The 19015-nt window shown below is 41.1% G+C and carries 20 protein-coding genes and 1 pseudogene; 10 read left to right on the top strand and 11 right to left on the bottom strand.

Features of this window, described 5'->3' with window-relative positions; all coding sequences use genetic code 11:
• Positions 1-147: 147 nt before the first annotated feature.
• A pseudogene (locus NSQ24_RS25875) lies at positions 148-1185 on the bottom strand (recombinase family protein); the annotation flags it as partial.
• Positions 1185-1763 carry a helix-turn-helix transcriptional regulator gene (locus NSQ24_RS25870; protein ID WP_339166941.1) on the bottom strand — a complete coding sequence of 193 codons (579 nt, stop codon included), beginning with the start codon at positions 1761-1763 and terminating at the stop codon, positions 1185-1187. The gene NSQ24_RS25870 and the pseudogene NSQ24_RS25875, both read right to left, overlap by 1 nt.
• A 123-nt stretch (positions 1764-1886) precedes the next feature.
• Here NSQ24_RS25870 and NSQ24_RS25865 point away from each other — a divergent pair, with 123 nt between their 5' ends.
• The 3 genes from NSQ24_RS25865 to NSQ24_RS25855 all read left to right on the top strand — a co-directional run bounded on the left by NSQ24_RS25865 (position 1887) and on the right by NSQ24_RS25855 (position 4275).
• Positions 1887-2081 (top strand): hypothetical protein, encoded by a 195-nt coding sequence (locus tag NSQ24_RS25865; RefSeq protein WP_124332262.1) that lies wholly within the window; start codon positions 1887-1889, stop codon positions 2079-2081.
• Positions 2082-2165: 84 nt separating this feature from the next.
• Entirely contained in the window at positions 2166-3224 is a 1059-nt protein-coding gene (locus tag NSQ24_RS25860; protein ID WP_316560575.1) for a hypothetical protein, read from the top strand.
• 61 nt (positions 3225-3285) lie between these two features.
• A complete protein-coding gene (locus NSQ24_RS25855; protein WP_339166938.1) occupies positions 3286-4275 on the top strand; it encodes a hypothetical protein in 990 nt (329 codons plus the stop codon).
• A gap of 242 nt (positions 4276-4517) precedes the next feature.
• Here NSQ24_RS25855 and NSQ24_RS25850 read toward each other — a convergent pair whose 3' ends face one another.
• The 9 genes from NSQ24_RS25850 to NSQ24_RS25810 all read right to left on the bottom strand — a co-directional run bounded on the left by NSQ24_RS25850 (position 4518) and on the right by NSQ24_RS25810 (position 8661).
• Positions 4518-5318 carry a hypothetical protein gene (locus NSQ24_RS25850; RefSeq protein ID WP_124332266.1) on the bottom strand — a complete coding sequence of 267 codons (801 nt, stop codon included), beginning with the start codon at positions 5316-5318 and terminating at the stop codon, positions 4518-4520.
• Between the two features lie 34 nt (positions 5319-5352).
• Positions 5353-5613, bottom strand: coding sequence for a hypothetical protein (locus NSQ24_RS25845; protein WP_124332267.1), 261 nt, complete (start codon positions 5611-5613; stop codon positions 5353-5355).
• A gap of 104 nt (positions 5614-5717) precedes the next feature.
• Positions 5718-6323 carry a DNA repair protein RadC gene (gene radC, locus NSQ24_RS25840; protein WP_213510157.1) on the bottom strand — a complete coding sequence of 202 codons (606 nt, stop codon included), beginning with the start codon at positions 6321-6323 and terminating at the stop codon, positions 5718-5720.
• A gap of 112 nt (positions 6324-6435) precedes the next feature.
• The gene (locus tag NSQ24_RS25835; protein ID WP_213510156.1) at positions 6436-6615 is read right to left on the bottom strand and encodes a hypothetical protein; all 180 of its coding nucleotides are present in this window, start codon (positions 6613-6615) and stop codon (positions 6436-6438) included.
• Positions 6616-6675: 60 nt separating this feature from the next.
• On the bottom strand, positions 6676-6852 hold the full coding sequence (locus NSQ24_RS25830) for a hypothetical protein (RefSeq protein WP_213510155.1): 177 nt from the start codon (positions 6850-6852) through the stop codon (positions 6676-6678).
• Between the two features lie 38 nt (positions 6853-6890).
• Positions 6891-7109 carry a hypothetical protein gene (locus NSQ24_RS25825; protein ID WP_124332270.1) on the bottom strand — a complete coding sequence of 73 codons (219 nt, stop codon included), beginning with the start codon at positions 7107-7109 and terminating at the stop codon, positions 6891-6893.
• Positions 7110-7238: 129 nt separating this feature from the next.
• On the bottom strand, positions 7239-7733 hold the full coding sequence (locus tag NSQ24_RS25820) for an antirestriction protein ArdA (RefSeq protein ID WP_339166932.1): 495 nt from the start codon (positions 7731-7733) through the stop codon (positions 7239-7241).
• 58 nt (positions 7734-7791) lie between these two features.
• Entirely contained in the window at positions 7792-8046 is a 255-nt protein-coding gene (locus NSQ24_RS25815) for a hypothetical protein (protein ID WP_339166930.1), read from the bottom strand.
• Positions 8047-8301: 255 nt separating this feature from the next.
• Entirely contained in the window at positions 8302-8661 is a 360-nt protein-coding gene (locus tag NSQ24_RS25810; protein ID WP_339166928.1) for a helix-turn-helix transcriptional regulator, read from the bottom strand.
• A gap of 313 nt (positions 8662-8974) precedes the next feature.
• Here NSQ24_RS25810 and NSQ24_RS25805 point away from each other — a divergent pair, with 313 nt between their 5' ends.
• The 7 genes from NSQ24_RS25805 (at position 8975) to NSQ24_RS25775 (ending at position 18995) form a co-directional block, all read left to right on the top strand.
• Complete coding sequence (locus NSQ24_RS25805; protein ID WP_339166927.1) at positions 8975-10735, top strand: S-layer homology domain-containing protein; 1761 nt, start codon at positions 8975-8977, stop codon at positions 10733-10735.
• A gap of 85 nt (positions 10736-10820) precedes the next feature.
• Positions 10821-11015, top strand: a complete 195-nt coding sequence (locus tag NSQ24_RS25800) for a hypothetical protein (protein WP_041049469.1) — start codon at positions 10821-10823, stop codon at positions 11013-11015.
• 21 nt (positions 11016-11036) lie between these two features.
• On the top strand, positions 11037-11735 hold the full coding sequence (locus tag NSQ24_RS25795) for an ankyrin repeat domain-containing protein (RefSeq protein ID WP_339166923.1): 699 nt from the start codon (positions 11037-11039) through the stop codon (positions 11733-11735).
• A gap of 41 nt (positions 11736-11776) precedes the next feature.
• The gene (locus tag NSQ24_RS25790) at positions 11777-13288 is read left to right on the top strand and encodes an LCP family protein (protein ID WP_339166921.1); all 1512 of its coding nucleotides are present in this window, start codon (positions 11777-11779) and stop codon (positions 13286-13288) included.
• Positions 13289-14147: 859 nt separating this feature from the next.
• The gene (locus NSQ24_RS25785; protein ID WP_339166919.1) at positions 14148-15758 is read left to right on the top strand and encodes a DNA cytosine methyltransferase; all 1611 of its coding nucleotides are present in this window, start codon (positions 14148-14150) and stop codon (positions 15756-15758) included.
• A complete protein-coding gene (locus NSQ24_RS25780; protein ID WP_339166918.1) occupies positions 15751-17019 on the top strand; it encodes a hypothetical protein in 1269 nt (422 codons plus the stop codon). The genes NSQ24_RS25785 and NSQ24_RS25780 overlap by 8 nt, the downstream gene beginning before the upstream one ends.
• Before the next feature lie 11 nt (positions 17020-17030).
• Positions 17031-18995, top strand: coding sequence for a DEAD/DEAH box helicase (locus NSQ24_RS25775; protein ID WP_339166916.1), 1965 nt, complete (start codon positions 17031-17033; stop codon positions 18993-18995).
• The last annotated feature ends 20 nt before the right edge of the window (positions 18996-19015 follow it).

Raw genomic sequence — 19015 nt, 5'->3', positions numbered from 1 at the left:
TTTTTTTAGTGTCTTGTCAATTTTGCTTTCGATACGCTTCTTTTCTTCGAGAAGCGGTTTCTCTGCATTCATTCTGTCCGTATTAATCTTCTGCACCAGTTTTTTTAGAAGGAGATCGTTTGTTACGATGCGGGAGAGCTCATCGAAAACTTGTTTTTCCGCCACATCGGCACGAATCCCATGAGCACTGCAAACCGTTTTACCTTTATTATGGTATTGACCGCAGTTGTAGTATCGGTAAATTCGTCCGGATGAGCCTGGAGAACGCCCTGCAACCATCCCGTGTCCGCATTCTGGGCATCGTAGCAATCCTGCAAGAATAAATGGAGTATGAGAACGAACTGGCTTATATGAACGTTTTTTCATGATTCGCTGAACATTTTCCCATTGTTCGATAGAGATAATTGGATCGTGGTTGCCGTCGGAAAGGATGTAGTCGGTATTCTTGCCGCTACGCCGCTTTTCAGCCCAGTTTTCTAATTGATTAAAACGAATTTTCCCAATATAGATCGGGTTATTTAAGATGTTTTTAACCGAAAGAGTACTGAATGGATTGCCCTTTTTCGTTCTATATCCCATCTCATTTAATCTGCGTGTGATGGCTTTTAAACCCATATCTTGTTCGGCAAAATTGAAGATGGTACGTACAATATGAGCTTCATCCTCATTGATTATCAATTCCTTGTTAACAGCGTCGTACCCTAAGACAATGCCACCGTTGTACTTGCCTTGCTTGGCCCTCTCAGTCATACCCATTTTGACACGAGTAATAATGGTATTGCGTTCGAGCTCATTGATAGAACTCATGATCTGAAACATCGCAATGCCTACCGGGTTTGAGAGGTCAACATTCTCAGTAATGCTAAGTAACTGAATGTTGTTCTTTTGAAATATTTCAATAATCTCAAGGGAGTCCTTTGTTCTTCTTGAAAGACGGTCAGTTCTGTATATAAGGACTGATTGAAATTGCCGTTGTTTTACCTCCTTTAGTAATCGCCTCATTTGCGGACGGCCTTCAATGGTTTTTCCGCTAAATCCCTCGTCTATGTACCTTTCCACAATGTCTAAATTATTCTGCAATGCATAACGCTCCAACTCAGATAGTTGGGCTTGGATGCTGAACCCTTCGGTTGCTTGTTCCTCTGTACTTACACGAACATAAATAGCGGCTGTTTTCTTATTCATCAATTCCTCACCTCGTTGCTGTACTTTTCTAGTATTTTAGAAATTTGTTCTAACATGTCCTCGGTCTGGTCGTTGCCTAATTTTAATAACGTGACCGTTATCATGTGTAGAATGTCAGAGATGCATGAGAATATCTGATGGTTATATTGCAGTGAAGATAGCTCGGTCAGCAATTTTATACGATCAGTGAGTTCATGTTGGTCTGCAATATTATGGAGTCGATTAAGGGTATTCATTGCAAAATCGTGAATCATAGTATCTTCACGATTCAGCGGTTGTAGAGGCAGACTAGTCTCCAACCATTTGTCGTAAGGCATTTTGACGTTGTACTTATGACAAGTCGAGATCAGGTCAAAAAGTGATTGGCGAAATTGGGCTTGGTATGTCAATAAAACAATTTGCTCCATCTCGATTCCAAGTACATTCGCCAACTTTTCTGCATTTTCAAAGGACGGTGCGTATTTACCGGTTTCTACATCCCGGATGTAGGTATGAGATACACCGGTCTTTTCCGAAAGCTCCCGATAACTCAGTTCCATTTTGACTCGCTTCGATTTTATTAAATCTGCAATATTCATTGTTTTCACCTCAAACTTAGTATAATCGTAAAATAAAAACTTTACAACAATAAATCATTATGATAAAAATATAAATCAAGAACTGTAAATAAAATACTTTACAATAAAAAGAGGTGATGTCGGGTGTCAAGAAAGCCATATGATTTCATTGACACAAAAAATGCATTTGCTCCTGAAGATAGTCAAGATTTAGTTGAGTTTCTTCAAGAGCGGCGGCGTGTAGAGCAACTTTTTCTGTCCAAGCTTGCTCTGATCATTGATTATTATTTGCACAAAAATCGTGATCCACCAGCCGGGACAGATGGTTGTACTCAATAATTTTGAAATTGAATACAGAAAATGCTGTTCCCACTAAGTAGGTCATAAACCGTTCGGGACTACGGACTGAAGGAGGACGAAACCTTGGTAGATACAACGAAATTCGACATTGCGGTTAAACTTACAGAAGCACAAATTGAGCAAATTTCTTGGAGCGAAGTTAAGAAAACCATGAAAAAAGGGCTCGTCACATGCGAGTTGTTTGACCAGTACGATGACACCCAACCACGCCTTATTTACAAATACAAGGAAGATGACCCGAAAAGGGCGTGGTTGAAACTCGAATTATCGGTGCCGCGATTTCTGTACGGAAGCAACGTCTACGAGTTGAAGCAAGTTGAAGTTGAGCCCCTGTTTAGGAAGCTCCGCCGATTTGTCGCAAGTATGTTGCAGATTCCCCTTTCGCAAGTGCCTCATTACAGCGAATGGGAAGTCGAAAAACTGCATGTTTGCAAAAACTTCAATGTCGGCCCGCTGATACAGGATTACCTCAGCCTGCTGTCTGGCATACAAAAGCCCGGCGGGTACAAGACTGTCCCATTCAGGGCCGCCGACAGCAACAAACTGGAATCCGTCGCCTATCAACGTAAATCAAAAAAGAACCGGAGCATCCATAAGTTTTACGATAAGCGGGCAGAAGTGGATCAGATGTCAACTCACCCGAATAAAGCACAACATCTGCGAGATGCTCAAGGCTTGCTACGGTACGAGATTGAACTTACCTACAATGAAATGAGGAAATTCAGCCCCTCAAGGCGGGCAATTGAGTTGCTGACCCCTCAGATTGCCGTTAAGGTACTTCAAGACGGTCTGAGTTCTCTGGGGCTAACGAAACCAATTAAGCATTCTTCAATAAGGGGCATGCTCGACGCCATAAACAGGACAAGCCTCAACGTCAGGACGAAAAACATGCTGATTGCATTTCTCTCCGAATTGCATCTTTATGGCAAGGGCTATTGCAAGAATAAATACCCGAGGACAACCTACTACGACAACTACAACAAGCTAAAGGAAGTCCTCGGGATGGATGAGATTCTTTTCTCCGAAGTTGACCTGCCACCACTCAAAGTCCATAAAGATTCGTTTAAGAACAAAAAAAGTCGCTCCATCAGCAGGCGAGCTGAGGAAACGACCATCCAATAAATTGACTAATGAAATTATAACATACTTCATTCCAATTCAGATACAGCGGAGGTAAAAATACATGATTCAATACATTGAATTTCGCATGTTTGTAGATCTGGATGAAGAGCAAGCAATGCATCTGCAAAAGCGTAAGTCCAACCTTGATATTTCTGTCGAGTTGCCAAGAGTCCGCAACGCACCTCTGCAAGTTGTAAATGTGCGGGTCGATGTTCCTTCTCTGCTTGCGGCTGGGGAGTACGAAGAAAATCTATCGATTGGAAATGTGAGCTCTTTTATCACTAAAATTCAACAATACATCTGCAATTGGTACTATATCAGGCCAGAGCAAGTGCTTCACATTAATCAACTCCCTTATTGCATTGTTGACAAGCTCACTATTGGGCAAAATGTCTTTCTCGGAAATCGGATTTTCTATTACGAAGATATTCCGAAAACAGAATTCATTCGATACCAATCAGATAGTAGATGGGTATACCATTTAGGCCCCAAAGCCGATTTTCTGACAGCATTCCACGGACAAGGTAAAAAGCTTTTTCAGTTGACCGATTCCTTCGCCAAAAGTGATTATACCAGGAACATTCGCATTTCTGAGGGCATATTCAGTTATCGATTTGATCTTACCCGGGAGCAGATGACAAAGATCAGCCAAAAGCGACTATTACATGAGCTTATCGACGATGTCAAGCTTTACGGCTTGCTTAAGGAATGGGCCAACAAATTGCCCAAAATGCCGATGTTTTATTCGATGGAGGAAATCAAGCTGTACATCAGGAGTACTCAGACCTCAATACGAAATAAAGAACGCCTGCTGAGATTCCTTCACCTTTTTTTGACTTGTGGCTATGAAGGATGCAAGCAGTATTATTCACCCGCATCGTTCTCGCGGAATTACTCGGATTTGAAAAAGTTACTTGCAGTTCCGGCTATTCTGCTGGCAGAGCATAACGATCATGTATTGTTTCTCCAACCGTACCGCGAATGGCTGGCAGACAGCCGTCAAGGCCGAGGCGAAGCCGAGCTTGTACCAGCCTTGACGAGCGGATTCTAACGCCAACACTAATGTCTTGTCCTTAGCGTTTAGCTAAGGTACGCCACACGGCGAGTGACGGGATTGCAAAGGGTGGTAATCCTTTGCGTTTCCCCGGACGGGGACGGAAGGGGCGATCTTTTGTTTTGAGTATCGCCACTCTATCCCGACACATCGCTGTGAAGTAATGGGTGGCGGGCGGCGAGTGCAAACGAGCCGCCCAACTTCCCATTACTGGCATGTCGATTGGTTTTCTTGTAGAATCAATCGGCGTATTCATCAAATTGAAGCTCAAAGCCCGGCCCTAATGCTTGTAAAACATCTTGAGGTAAAGCGACCATATATGCGTCATCCTCAACAGATACAGCTACTTTGTACGCATAGAAGGGCAATATAACCGCAGGCCGATGAATCCATCGGCGTCGGCCAGCAAAGATGCAAAGCTCGGTGTCAATTGATGTAACTCGCATCATCCACTCTTCGGCACTCAGTACAAAGCCGGATGGAAACTGCAAGCCTTTCTCGCTTGCTACGAGGCTAATACGGGCGTTCTTACTAGCCGATAGACCCTTTATGCCTCTCGGCACTCTAAGTTCATCTACAGCGGATTTTACGCTCCTTAACGCCATTTCGATCATTCGCGGTAATCCGCCAATCAACTTCAGCAGAGTACGGTATGGCATCCGCAAAACATCCGCGTTGATTAGTAGTATCCTTCCGGCCCGGTCGATCATCATTTTGTAATGGTCAGCGGCAGAGTCACATGCATTGAAGAATTGAACTCGCCAACCGCCGCACAGCTTTTCTAAAGTCCGCCAGAAGAAGCCTGCTTTACTTCGTCCGCTAACTGCATTATTGTCTTCTAATGCTATAATCTCGAAGCGTTCATTTGTCAATTCGAAGATGCATTCAATCTTCCTCATACCTCCTGTGGATTCATCGTGAAGTGAGGCTTCAATAGTACCAACGACGACGATAATTTGCGGATGAAGCCCGACAACGCTATCCGTATCTGCTTGTTGCACCGCCACCGGTAAAAACTGCTGTTCGTCATTTTTGTTCATGTAGATCGTCCTCCAATGTGTGATTTGATGATGCTTAATGAAATGGATGAAGCCCATCGATAAACCGGGCGAGAATCGCTTTCTGAAGGCGTATATGATAATACCTCTGCATCACGTCGGCCTGAATCTCCGCCAACACTTGAATCAAAATGCGGGCCTCATGGTCATCATGCTCGCCGCGATATACATGAACCAGCAGTTTATCAATCAGCCGTCCGCACGAATCAATGCGATGATGCAGATCATCGGCGGCGACCACCAAACGCTCGTACTCTTCCAACCATTGTTTACGCATATCTGTTGCCTCACTTTCATTGTGAAATGAAAACAGCGGCCCGCCGATAAGAGCGAACCGCTGTTGATAATGCGGATGATGAAAAATGACGATGAATTGTTTCGTTACAGAAGGCCGCGTTCCTTAAGACTTGTATAATCTGAACCGCTGACAATGACGTGATCCAGAAGTTCGATACCGATGATTTCACCAGCTTCAGCAAGTCGTTTGGTTAGCTGAATATCTTCTGGGCTAGGAAGCGTACATATTTGAGAAGGGTGATTATGCGAAACGATGATGGAACATGCAGAACGGCGAATGGCCGCTTTATAGACCTCTCTAGGATGGACAATTGCACTATTCAAGCTTCCAATGCTGATCGTCTCTTTTCCAATGATGTGATTCTTAGTCGAAAGAAAGATCACGATGAAGTGTTCTTTCTGCTCATAACCGATTTCCCAACGGAGGTACTCGAAAACATCCCGAGGACTGCGAATGATTGTCGGCTCTGTTTTCGGTACATTCATCATCTTAGCAAGTTGGATGGCGGCAACGATCTGCTTCGCTTTCACTTTACCGATACCACGAATGCTCAACAATTCTTGCTCGGTTACGTCCAGTAGTTGTTGCGGAGAATTAAAATGAGTAACGATTTTTTCTACCAGATAGCTGTTGGCGGATTCACGAAGCGTCTCAGCAAGAAGAGATTTGAATGTATGGTTAATGTTCATGTGTTTAACCTCCATAAAATGCAAAAGGAGAAGCCGCGGCGGCCTCTCCCATTGCGTGATGTGATAAAACCGAGTATTCTTTAAGTAAGCTTATTTTCTTTAGTCGCTCCGTTTACCGGGCGGCTTTTTCTTTTTCAATTTGTTCGATCTCTAGTTCAATAAGCACCAGTTTCGTCAGCACGCGGGCGTATTGAAATCCTTCCTCGGTATGCATCGGGGCATCTTTGTCCAGCGTGCGTTTCACCGACATCCAGAATTGTTTTTGCTTCTGAAGTGTTTGCAGACGATCCATGCGTATCACCTCCTTCGCAAGTAATAAAAAATCCGTCCATCGTTGCCCATCAAAGCAACATTAGACTGATACTTCGTGCTTCACGCAGTATGTGATCAAGACTTCAACTTGCCCGTTCTTCAGGGCAACGACAGCGTTTTTGTTACTGTCGATCTGCACGCTGTATACAAAGCCCTTCAGTTCACAGTAGCCGAGATATTCCTTCTGGCTGTTGCGTTTGAACGCCTGATAATCCATCTTCGTTTCACCTCCTTGCCTTAGTCTGGAACCGACGGTCATTTTGCACCTGCATGTTTCCGGTGAGACTGGAGTTGACGGCTGAAATACTTTTCAAAGTATCGCCGCATGTAATAGGCCGCTGTCTCATCGTCCAACTCCCAACAGCGTCTGAACCATGCGTACAGCAATGTGCCCGCGATTCGCACACTGCCGTTGGCGACCAGCCGCTTTAATAACGTCTGCAACTCATCCGGTAAACCTCTGCGTACGACCATTTGCGTTCACCTCCCTTCCATGTTCCGGCACTCTCACAACCGGTGATTTTCACTGTCAAATGCCCGCGACAAATAACCCGCTTTGATGCAAGCAGGCAAATCAACGATATTGAGTTAAATGTCAGGCTGTTAGGACTGCAACCGCACGGCAATCCGCAACTGACGGCTCAAATACCAACCGTCATGCTGTAAATCCCGGGCGATCTTGCCGTAATCCAGATATGGGATCACTGACGGCGGCACATGGCCGAACAATCCTTCTTCTACCATCTGCTCCGCAACGTCGGCCAAATCATCGATGTCGTAGTACACGATGAACTCCCCGGCCTGCAATGCCTGAATCACCTCATTACGATTGCCTAGAAATTCACACAGTGCTACGACCAGCCTGTCGTCGTAACGGTTCAATATCTTCATGTCATCATTTATGGCAAACACATCCTCGTATTCGCCAATGGCAAAGGGAGATTCATAATCATGAATCGCGTATTCTTCGTCTTTGCCAAGCACATCCCGGATGCATTGCTTCAGTTCATGCCGTTCCATTGGCAACGTGACCCAACGGCCAACCAGTTTCCCTTCGTTGTATTTCGCCAGATTGGCGATATACACGTTGATCAACATTCTGCATCTTCCTTTCTTATTGTTTTTTCAACATAAAGACATCAATTTCAGTTAGTGTTCAGCGGCGGGGCAAAAGCTTGTCGTACTTCACATAGCACTCACTGCATACCACTCTGGATTCGGGCACGGAATAAACAAATGCATCAACAAAGATGTCCTCTCCCTCCTGCACATCCAAAACCTTTCCGCAGTCATCACAATTCACTTTGCCGCTGTCGTATGATTGGGCATTGATTGGATTTCGCTGATCGCCGTCGTTAAGGCTCAATCCCAAGACGGCAATTCTGCTCAACGATAATCGCTTCCGAAGCATGGTAGCACCTCCTTTCTTTGTGATTTGGCAAGCCTCTCACCTTGCCGCTGTGTCCTCGCTGTCAAAACGGTATTTATCGCCTGAAAAACAAAAAAGGACTGCTATCTGCCAAATGAGCAGACAACAGTCCTATGCAACCGGGTGGGGCATGAAACGGAAGGCCCCCCGCCTTCAATTATGCATGGGGGTGCCGCCGGAAAATGTATATCATTTTTCTTCTATATAGGGCCGATTAATGCTGTGCATACGATATTTTCAACGAGTCTTCCGATCAATGGTGTTTAGAAATTCACGGGCCAACGTCAGAACAAAGTCCACTTCTTCAATTTGACGCTCACTCAGTAAAGTGATCAAGTCTTCGATTTTGTTTTGTATTTCGCCATTCCCGGAATGTTCCGTTATTTCATCTATATCCTCAAACAGTTGAGCGGGCCTTACGCCCAAAGCATTGATAATCTTGCCCAACGATTCCAGCGATATATTGCGGGTTCCACGTTCAACATCACTTATATAGCTGAAGCTAAGTCCAGATTGCTCCGCCAGACGTTCCTGCGTCATGCCTCTTAACTTTCGAATCTTGCGGATTTGTTCACCTACCATTTGCTTGAAATCCATTATGTATCACCTCTACTTCAGCTTAGTAGAGTGTGATTGTGACTTTTATCCTAACATAGTGTTGGTAATACTACACTTAAAAGTGAAGTTTGTAGTATAATTGCCTTGGATACATCTGCCAAGATTCTACAATTTCTATCAAGGGGGGACCTATATCAGCAACCGAAATGAGAGATGAATGTGAACCATGTTCAAAAGGGACAAGGAGAAAAGATAGCCATGATGCCCATCCTACGCTACTATCCTATCCTTCAGTCCATTGATAATGTAGCTCTGTTTTTTCAGTAGATTCATAGCTTACGGAGGAATGAAAATGGTACATAAGAAAATCGCATCTGCACTAATAGCAATCCTCATGATATTCACCCTGACCGGAACGATGTTTGCGGCTCCTGTTGAATACGGCGAAGAGCTTCAGAACATGCCGCAGAATACGCCGACAGTATCGTTTACCGATTTGCCGAACACCCATTGGGCGTATAAATATATCGCAGAAATGGTGAACAAGAAAGTGCTTGAAGGTTATCCGGATCATAAGTTCCGCCCGGATAACACAATATCCCGTGCTGAATTTGCAACCATCATCGTCAAAGCGGCTGGCCTGCAAGCGAAAAAAGTCAACTATTCGTCGTTCAGCGACGTAAAGGTAACGGACTGGTACTCGCCTTGGATTGAGACCGCCAAAGACTACCTTACCGGTTACAGGGCGGCAAACGGTGAGTACATCTACAATCCGACAGCACCGGCGTTGAGGGAAGATATTACCGTCGCCATCGTCAAACTGAAGGGGTACGATGTTGCACGTCTGGCCAATCGCTCCATCATCGAAGCAATGTTCAAGGATTACGAGGGCATTTCGGAAAGTGCGAAGGACTACGTTGCCATCGCTGTTGAGAACGGTCTTGTTTCTGGGTATCCCGATGAAACGTTCCGTCCGCAAAACAGCATCACCCGGGCCGAAGCCGCCGCGTTGTTGTGGCGGGCATTCATGTATGGCAACGACAACAAAGGCGTCGGAGGGGGCGACCAATCGACGACAACCCCAACAATACCTACACCGCCCGTAACTCAACCGGGACAAACAACACCGACCCAGCCGCAACAACCGTCGCAGGCGGCAAAATTCAGCGTGGATACCCTTGTTAGCGGGATGGGAGCCGGTATTGTAGATGGGCCGGTCAGACAGGCAAAAATATCGTCAGTGAAGAGCATGACTCTTGATAGAGACGGAGACATTTTCTTTCTTGACAGTGCAGATAATAAAAATAAAGTCCGCAAATTTAATAAATCAAATGGTACAGTCGAAACCATCACAATAGACCGCTCATTCGACTGGGATTATAGAAAAGACGGTAAAGCTGTCCACTACGACTACACGAAATTAATCCCGAAAAAATTGTTATACAATCAAGCAAGCAATAAAGTCTATTTATTAGGGATGAACGATGCCAGTGAACTAATATACGAAATCTACCCAACAGTACAAATGGCAGTATATAATCTGAATTCATATCGCTCGATATACAAATCCTATAACTTTTTTCAATTCTTAAATGACAAAACACTTGTATATGCAGAGACGGAAAGTGATCGTGGTGAATCTTTTGTTTATCAAGGGGAGACAGGTTCGGAAGCTACTCGGATTGCCGCGAGCAACGATCATACTGGAGTGAAGTTTTGGACTAATTTCTATGCGTCTTATTGGGATGAAGATAATAAATATGGCAAAGGTGACGCGGTTCTAACAGATTCAGACTTTTATGTTTTTGACACTGGCAATAAGACTCTCAGTAAGATTCATCTATTCCCTCGAAAAGTAGAGTCAGTCATCAAATTTGACAATATGAGCTTTGATAGTCTTACAGCTTATGAAGGGAAGTTTTATTTATCCAGCGGTACGACAATTTATGAGTTAACCACAGATGGTAAACTGAACATCTTCATCAACGGCAATGACCTGACCTACAACGACGGCAATCCGATCAAAAAAATCAGTCAATTGAGTTTTGACAGCAACGGTAACGTCATTATTTATGATGACGACAATAAAGCGATTCGTCGCATCAATTTGTAGTTTTCTAATCAATCTGTGGGAGCCGCTGTGCTCCCTCTATTTACATTAAGACTTCACTCCAAACATACGAAAGAAGGTACATTCAATGGCAACCTTGGCATTGCTGTTAAAAATCATCGGTGCTGTTTCGGAAGTTTCCGGCATTGTACATATCATTGCTTCGATTAGAAAGAAGAAGAGAACACAAATAGGAATCGGATTCATCATTTTGGTTGTTGGCGTAATTTTGCTTGTGATTGCGACTAACATCGAAGACAAGATGAGAGCCGGATACTACTAAGCATTGAAAGGAAGGTAACCAGTGAGGCTGTTTATAAAGATCATGTTGTCCTTGCTAGCGTGTTGTATTGCCGTCGTAATGATCATCAAGCTCATACCGAAGGAACGGTTATTGTTATCCGCAGTAAACGAACGAGACATGAACATGGTGGACTGGATGTTGAAACTCGGGGCCGATCCGAATGCACATACCGATTCTGCGTACACACCATTGAATCTTGCTGTCAGAAACGGCGACATAAACATGATAAGAAAACTTCTGGCCCATGGTGCCAGTCCGAATGAGCAAGCGAACTACGGAAGCGGGGAGAAGATACTCGTTGGCAATCTATCTATCGCCATAAATTACGTTGATGATCCGGTGCCGGTCATTCAATTATTAATTGAAGCGGGCATAAATGTTGCTGATGATCCATATGCACTGAAAGATGCAATCGAGAGGGGACAAATAAAAGCAGTGGAGTTATTGATTCGGCACGGGGCCGATATTAACGGCGGTCTTCAGTTCGCGATCATGTATGACAAACTCGACATTATCAGATTGATGCTGGAAAGCGGTGCAGACCCAAATCAAGGAGTCATGCTGGCCAAAATGACGTATAACCAAGAGGCATTGCTCATGCTTGAAGAAGCCGGAGCAACCGTAACATCTCCGCCGCGGGAACAAACACATCCAGAGGACTATACAACCGTTAACGGTGCCAAGATTCGGCTTCATTAACGAGAAAAGTTACCTCGAAGATTACGGCAAAGGAGTTAGACATGAACTGCACAAATTGCGGACATACACTACAGGACAATCAAAATTTTTGCGGGCAATGCGGGCAACGGATAGATGCCGGTAATAGTACCAGTTATCATCGACCGCAGAACATCACTGAGACCCAAACGAAAGGTGTTTCCGAAGAAGAGCTTTCTTGGTTCATTGGCAGAAACGCCGATGTATACTTACAGAAATGGAGACGCAATAGCCGTTGGAACTGGCCTGCCTTTCTGTTTGATGCTTACTGGCTGATGTACCGAAAGATGTACCTTTACTGTGTCTTCTATCTCATCATTTGGTTTGTTTGGAGCAACGTGATTGTTGCCTCGGTGTTCAGTGAATGGAACCCGATCGAGAGCCCCGGCCTTCTCCCATTGGTGCTGGTTATCTGTTGCATCCCTAAACCGGTGCTGGGCATTTTTGCAAACAAGTTGTATCTATATCAAGCAAAAAGGAAAATCATCGCCATTGTCCGAGACCCAAATAAGCATGAGTCACGGGAAGCAGAGATCGCAGCGGCAGGCGGAACGAATATGGTATTGCCTCTCACCGTGTTGACGTTGCCTTATTTACTGGCTTTAATTGCAGGGCTGTTTTTCTTTTTCAAATACTATCTGATGTTTAATGACGCTCTTGAGAAGGCAACGGTAACGACCAAGACGGCGGTGACAAATGAAAGCAAAGCACCAGCGACTCAGACAACCGCTCCTGCAAAGTGGGAGAGCACGGACAGGATTAATATTCTGTTATTGGGCGGCGATTCCCGGAAGAAAGACGAGATTCATTCTGCGGACAGCTTGATGATCGTTTCTATCGACCCTGCAACGAAAAAAGTCAAATTGCTCTCCATTCTCCGTGATACATATGTAAAGATTCCGGGTTATGGTGAAGATCGTATCAGCAAGGCGATTACAATGGGCGGTTCCAGTCTCGCCATGCGAACCGTCGAAGAATGGGCGGGTATCCCGATCCAATATTATGTGTACATGAACTTGCCGGGTTTTATCAATTTGATTGACGTAATCGGCGGCATTGATATAGAAGTAGAGAAAGATATGAACTATGTTGATTCCAACGACGATCCGACGTCGATATATCAAATCCATTTGAAAAAAGGCTATCAGCATCTGGATGGAATAAAGGCATTGCAGTACGTTCGATTTCGCCATGATGCCTACGGCGACTTCGCCCGCACGGAACGGCAACGAAATCTTTTGAAGGCCGTCGCCGAAGAGTTGAAAACAAAAACGACGATTACGGAGATTCCGAAACTGATAGAAGCTATCGGACTCTACGTCGAAACGAATCTCAATGTCGATGATATGATAAAGCTGAGCAAACTTGGCTTTGAAATCGACACAGACAGCATCGACAGCATCCAATTGCCGCCAATGGAACTCCTCCAGATGAAATCCGTGAACGGGAAAGACGTGCTGTATGTTGAACCTGATCAGATACAATCATACGTTAAAAGTGTATTTAACGATGAGTCCAAGACTCAAGGCGATTGAATAATCTTCTAATCCAATAGAATCAGCATCCGGCGGAGGGGGCGAACCTCTCCGCTTTTTTAATGATGGCCGAAAGGCGGGATTTGGTCTTGGATAATGAATGTATGCTGCATAGGAACGTGTGATATGACTCAACGAAAGGTGGATAAAATTTGCGATTTTGAGACTAATTTAGAATTCGGCTTTTTATGTAGAGGTTCGTAACAATTTATCAATATTGACGATATATAGAATATAGATAGCCGATTTTAACCATTCACTGATTGAAATGTCGACGTAGGACTAATATCCATAAGGATTTCAGCCTGTGCCAAGTGGTACTGGGCCACAAAATTCCGAATTTGGCGATTCTTTTCCCAATAGGGTAACAAAATATCAATTGTGGTCAACATATTGATCCAAGTTTAGGAAGTAAGACCCAGTGCCTTGTGATAGAATTAAAGAGGTATCTGTCGTTTAGGAGGTTCATCACGGCAATATTCTGAAGGAAGATAATTGGCAAATTTCCCTCGCGGAGTTTTAGGTTTAAAGCCCCTATTCGCCATCAACCAAACGGAGAGCATAGACAACAACAAGATCAATTGTCTCCTCCAATACAAAACATAACAAGTTGGCGTCACCGGCGATCATAAAGTCTATTTAATCCTGCAAGGTAAGGAAGGGTACAAAATCGCTGTTAAATGCACACAATGAATGTCGGCAACGACTTAAAGCCGGAACCATTTTGTTCTCATTAGGAGGCAGAGTTTGCAGGGAAATAATACTTATTGTCGAATAATAACATGATATTATTCAAATGACAACAGATACATCAATTTGATAAAATAGGAACAAATGTTCGCATAGAAAGGTAATGAATATGAGAGTAGCAGATTTCTTTTGCGGTGCTGGAGGTTTTTCTGAAGGATTTAGACAGGCGGGTTTTAAAACTATTTTTGCTGTTGATAAATGGTTGCCTGCTGTAAATACCCACAAAGGAAATCATCCAGAATCCAATACTATATTAGATGATGTTGAAAGAATTTCTTTACTGCCTGATAATGAATTTCATCAATTAGTCCCAGACACAGAAATAATAATCGGATCGCCTCCTTGCGTGGCATTCTCAAACTCAAACAAATCAGGTAAAGCTGATAAGTCACTAGGAATTAGGTTGCTTGAATCCTATCTAAGGATAGTAGCCCGAAAAAAGTTTAAATCGGGCTCAATTTTGAAGTATTGGGTTCTTGAGAATGTACCTAATATTCAAAAGTATATAAAACCATTTTACTCAGCGAAAGATTTGGGATTGAACGATGACTTTATTTTACAAGTTATTTATGAGAACTCAGGCATCTATAATTCCAAAAATTTTGGAGTAGCTCAAAATAGAAAAAGATTTTTATGTGGAGAGTTTCCTAGTCCTCAATTTACTATTATTGATGACAAGGATGTTATTCCGCTGCGGGTTATCTTAAATTCTCTGAGAGATCCCGGAGAAGAACTAGATATGGTTATTTATGACCCATGTTATAATTTTCAAATGGTTTCAAAGGATGTCACTGATCATCATTATATTAAGGAGCTTGCTGAATATGAGTGGAAAAAAGCGAAACAGTTAAAAGAAGATAAAGGGTACATGGGCAAAATGTCTTTCCCAGAAGATGTAAATAAACCAGCAAGAACTGTAATGGCCAATTCATCTGTGGCTTCCAGAGAATCAATCATTTACAGCTACAAAAATGATAGATATAGAATGCCGACAGTTCGTGAGTTAGCATCTGTAATGAGTTTTCCTATTGATTATCGTTTTTATGGTGAATCTAGGGGAGTAAAGTCAAAATTAGTAGGTAATGCGGTTCCTCCTAAAATGGCATATGCATTTGCTAAAGCTATGGCCGAAAGTTTAGGTAGAGTTGTACCTTCACAATACAGGCCGATTCAACATTCACCTAATATTAATTTCCTTAATCTGAATGGCACATTATTTCCTGTTAACAAAGAAAAACGAAAAAGAAACACTGCTCGTTATAAATATCACATCCCATACTTGATAATTAAAGCCTTTAGGGTGGAACTTACTAATTACAAATCCGATTTTGAGAATGAAAAATATAGGTGGAATGTTGAGATTCATAAAAGCCAGGGGCCTAGAGCGAGGATATTTACTCCTTCCATTCACAGTGGCATATTTGACGCGGAGATAGGAAATAAAATTGACTCGTTTATCAATTCCATAGAATGTAGATTAGTCTCTTTCAATATATTCCAGAAACATTATTGTTTAACAACTGAAGAGAGACAAGGTTTATTGGGGCCAGATGAACTTTTGGAATCAGTAAAAAATTTTATAGTAAATATAAGTGAAAACAACCTACCAGGGACAATAGATATTGATGAAGAACCTCTAGTACTTCCTACTCAGATTGCAATAGGTTACGTTGTACTCTCCCAAATAATTGATAAGATGAGAGGAAAAAATGATGAATAAAGATTTGAGAATTAAAAAGCTTAAAGAAATTGTTGACAAACAAACTCCATATATGACCGGTATCAGAATCAGATATAAAGGTGAAATTCGTGAGTTTAATGCTTATCAAATTCCATTAGAATTTTTAATTTATAACAAATATAACGGTAGAATTGGAAGTGTAGTAAAATCGTTTGAAAAGCAACATAGACCACTTAATCCAGAAGATCCTGAAGATATAAAGCGTATTGAAGATTACTTGTATGCTTCGAAGCCCGGTAGAAATGATATAACATTAAAAAACTTGGTTGAGAATGGGCAGCAACAATATGGAATAGTAACTAATGATGGAGTAATAATTGATGGAAATAGACGTGCTTGCTTATTAAATAGGATTTATCGTGACAGAAAAAAATGGCCAAATCATAACTTAGATCATTGTCAGTATTTTATTGCAGTAATATTGCCTGATACCCCGGAGCCGAAAGAAATTATGAGGCTAGAGACTACATATCAAATGGGGGCGGATGAAAAACTTGATTATAATCCTATTGAAAAGTACCTGAAATGTAAAGATTTATGTGAGGTTGGCTATAGTGAATCTGATATAGCAGATATGATGAACGAAAAAGAAAGTACTATCAAAGAGTGGCTTGAGATTATGAAGCTAATGGACAGTTATCTAGAATACTTGGAATATGATGGAATATATACAAGGTTAGAAAAAAGAGAAGGTCAGTTTGTGGATTTAAATGATTATCTAAAAGCTTATGAAAAGGGGACTTCAAAAGTTGAGTGGGGATATAAAGACTCTGATATCTCTGATTTAAAGGCAGTTTGTTTTGATTATATTAGAGCACAATATGAAGGTAAAGAGTTTAGAACAATTGCAAAACCAAGCAAAAAAGATGGGATTTTTTGTGACGAAGCTATATGGAAAGCATTCTTAAATGAACATATTAAGAATATAGAATCTATTAAAGAAGAACCTATTGATCAATTATATAAAGATCACCCGGATGCTGATTTATCGATTTTACTTGAGAATCGAGATGACTATTGGACAAGTAAAGTTAAAGGAATGCTTCAAGGAAATTTAAATATATCTGTTAGAAAATTAGAAGATAAAAAGGATGCTAATCAACCACAAGAGTTACTGAGAAAAGCTAAAAATGCACTCGAAGCAATTAATCCTGATGCATTGGACAAGGGTAATATGAGCCTTATAAAAGAAATCAGTTCAATTATTTGGGATTTCAAAAAATTAATTGAGAAGAAATAGGTGTTACCAATATGCAAATTGAGGTTGGTATTAACCAAGATAAGAAAGAGTTTATATTAACTGGTTCGATAAGTGACCTACTATCTTTTCGTCGTGCAAAGATTTACATGAAAGATTACTTAAAAGCAAGGATATTAGATGATGAGGTCGTTATCCCATATGAAGAAGAAGATAAAGAAAAGACCTTAACAAATATACGTGAAATGCTTTCTAAGTATGGATTTGAAGAAATAAAATCTGAACTTGTAAAAAAAACATTAGATGATTATTTTCAAGAAGAAAAAAACTTTGAAATGTTTTCGAAGCAAGCTAAAGAAATTCGTAATAATAATTGCAGTGTTGATGATTTCGCTGAGTTTACTAAAAGTCTAGCCCAGAATATGAAAAAAAGAACACTGTATAGCCTTCAGTTGTTATCGGCATACCATTTGGCATTTTCTCAAAACGCATGTAATTTTTCGGTTCCGGGAGCTGGTAAAACCAGTATTGTATATGGTGCATATACTTATCTAAAAAATCTTAGCGAAGACAACCCAAAACATGTAAATAGAATTTTAATTATAGGGCCATTAAGTTCATTTGGTCCTTGGGAAAATGAGTATGAGGAATGTTTTGGAGTAAAAGTAAAAGCTAAGAGGCTCTCTGGGGGGATGTCAAAACAAGAAAAATTGAAATACTTTTATTCATTTGAACCTGCTGAATTAACCTTAATGTCATACCAAGCTGTGAGTAGTGTGTTAGACGGACTAATTTATTTTATCAAAAAAAATAAAGTGATGGTAGTTCTTGATGAAGCACATAAAATAAAAAACACAGAAGGTGGGATAATTGCTGAATCAGTACTCAGTATTGCAAAGTATTGCAGATCTCGTGTTGTATTGACTGGTACTCCAGCACCTAATGGTTATGAAGATTTAACAAACTTGTTTCAATTTTTGTGGCCATCAAAACAAATTATTAGATTTCATAAATATCAATTGAAGGAAATGTCAGAAAACCTTCATGATAAAAGAGTTAATGAGTTAATAGAAGATATTTCACCATTTTATATAAGAATTCGAAAAAGTGATTTAGGTCTTCCAGAAGCTATAAATAATCCACCTATTATTGTAAATATGGGTGTACATCAAAAAGAAATATATGATTTTATTGAAAAGAATTATATGGATTATTTTATCGACAAGAGCGATCTGAGTGATATTAGAGGAACGTTAATAAAAGCACGATTAGTTAGATTAATGCAGGCAGCCACAAATCCAAATCTATTAATGAAACCAATCGATGAGTATTTTAAAGAACACGGGTTAATCGAAGGTACATATATAGACGATTCGGAGATTATTAATAAAATTATTAAATATAAAGAAGCCGAGGTCCCTGAAAAATTTAAAGCTGTTCAGAAGTTAGTCAAAACAATCATTGATAATAATCAAAAAGTAATAATATGGGCAGTATTTATTGAAAATATGATAGAGTTACAGAAATATTTAGAAGATCATGGGATAGAATCTCGTTTGCTTTATGGAGAAGTCCCTGTAGAATCCGATGATAAATTTACAATGATTGAAACTCGCGAAAGTATAATTCGAGAGTTTCATAGCCATGATTCAAAGTTTAAGGTTATCATTGCAAATCCATTTGCTGTATCGGAATCAATTTCTCTACATAAGGCATGTCATAATGCTATATATTTAGAACGTACTTTTAACGCTGCACAATTTATACAATCTAAAGATAGAATACATCGTTTTGGTTTAAAACCGAACGATAAAATTAATTATTATTTTATATTATCGAATAATTCCATAGACCTAACTATACACGAAAGACTTGAGTTTAAAGAGAATAGAATGAATCAAATTATTGAAAATGAACCTATTCCTTTATTCTCTTTAGTTGATGAGGATGACTTTGGATACGATGATATAAAGGCGTTGATAAACGATTATGTCAACAGAGTTAAGAAAGTACAGTAACTTAGGAAATCTTGAGGAAG

It is taken from the genome of Brevibacillus sp. FSL L8-0520 (assembly GCF_037963895.1).
In the GTDB taxonomy this organism is placed as follows: Bacteria; Bacillota; Bacilli; order Brevibacillales; family Brevibacillaceae; genus Brevibacillus; species Brevibacillus borstelensis.
This window is presented reverse-complemented; position numbering and strand designations above follow the sequence as displayed.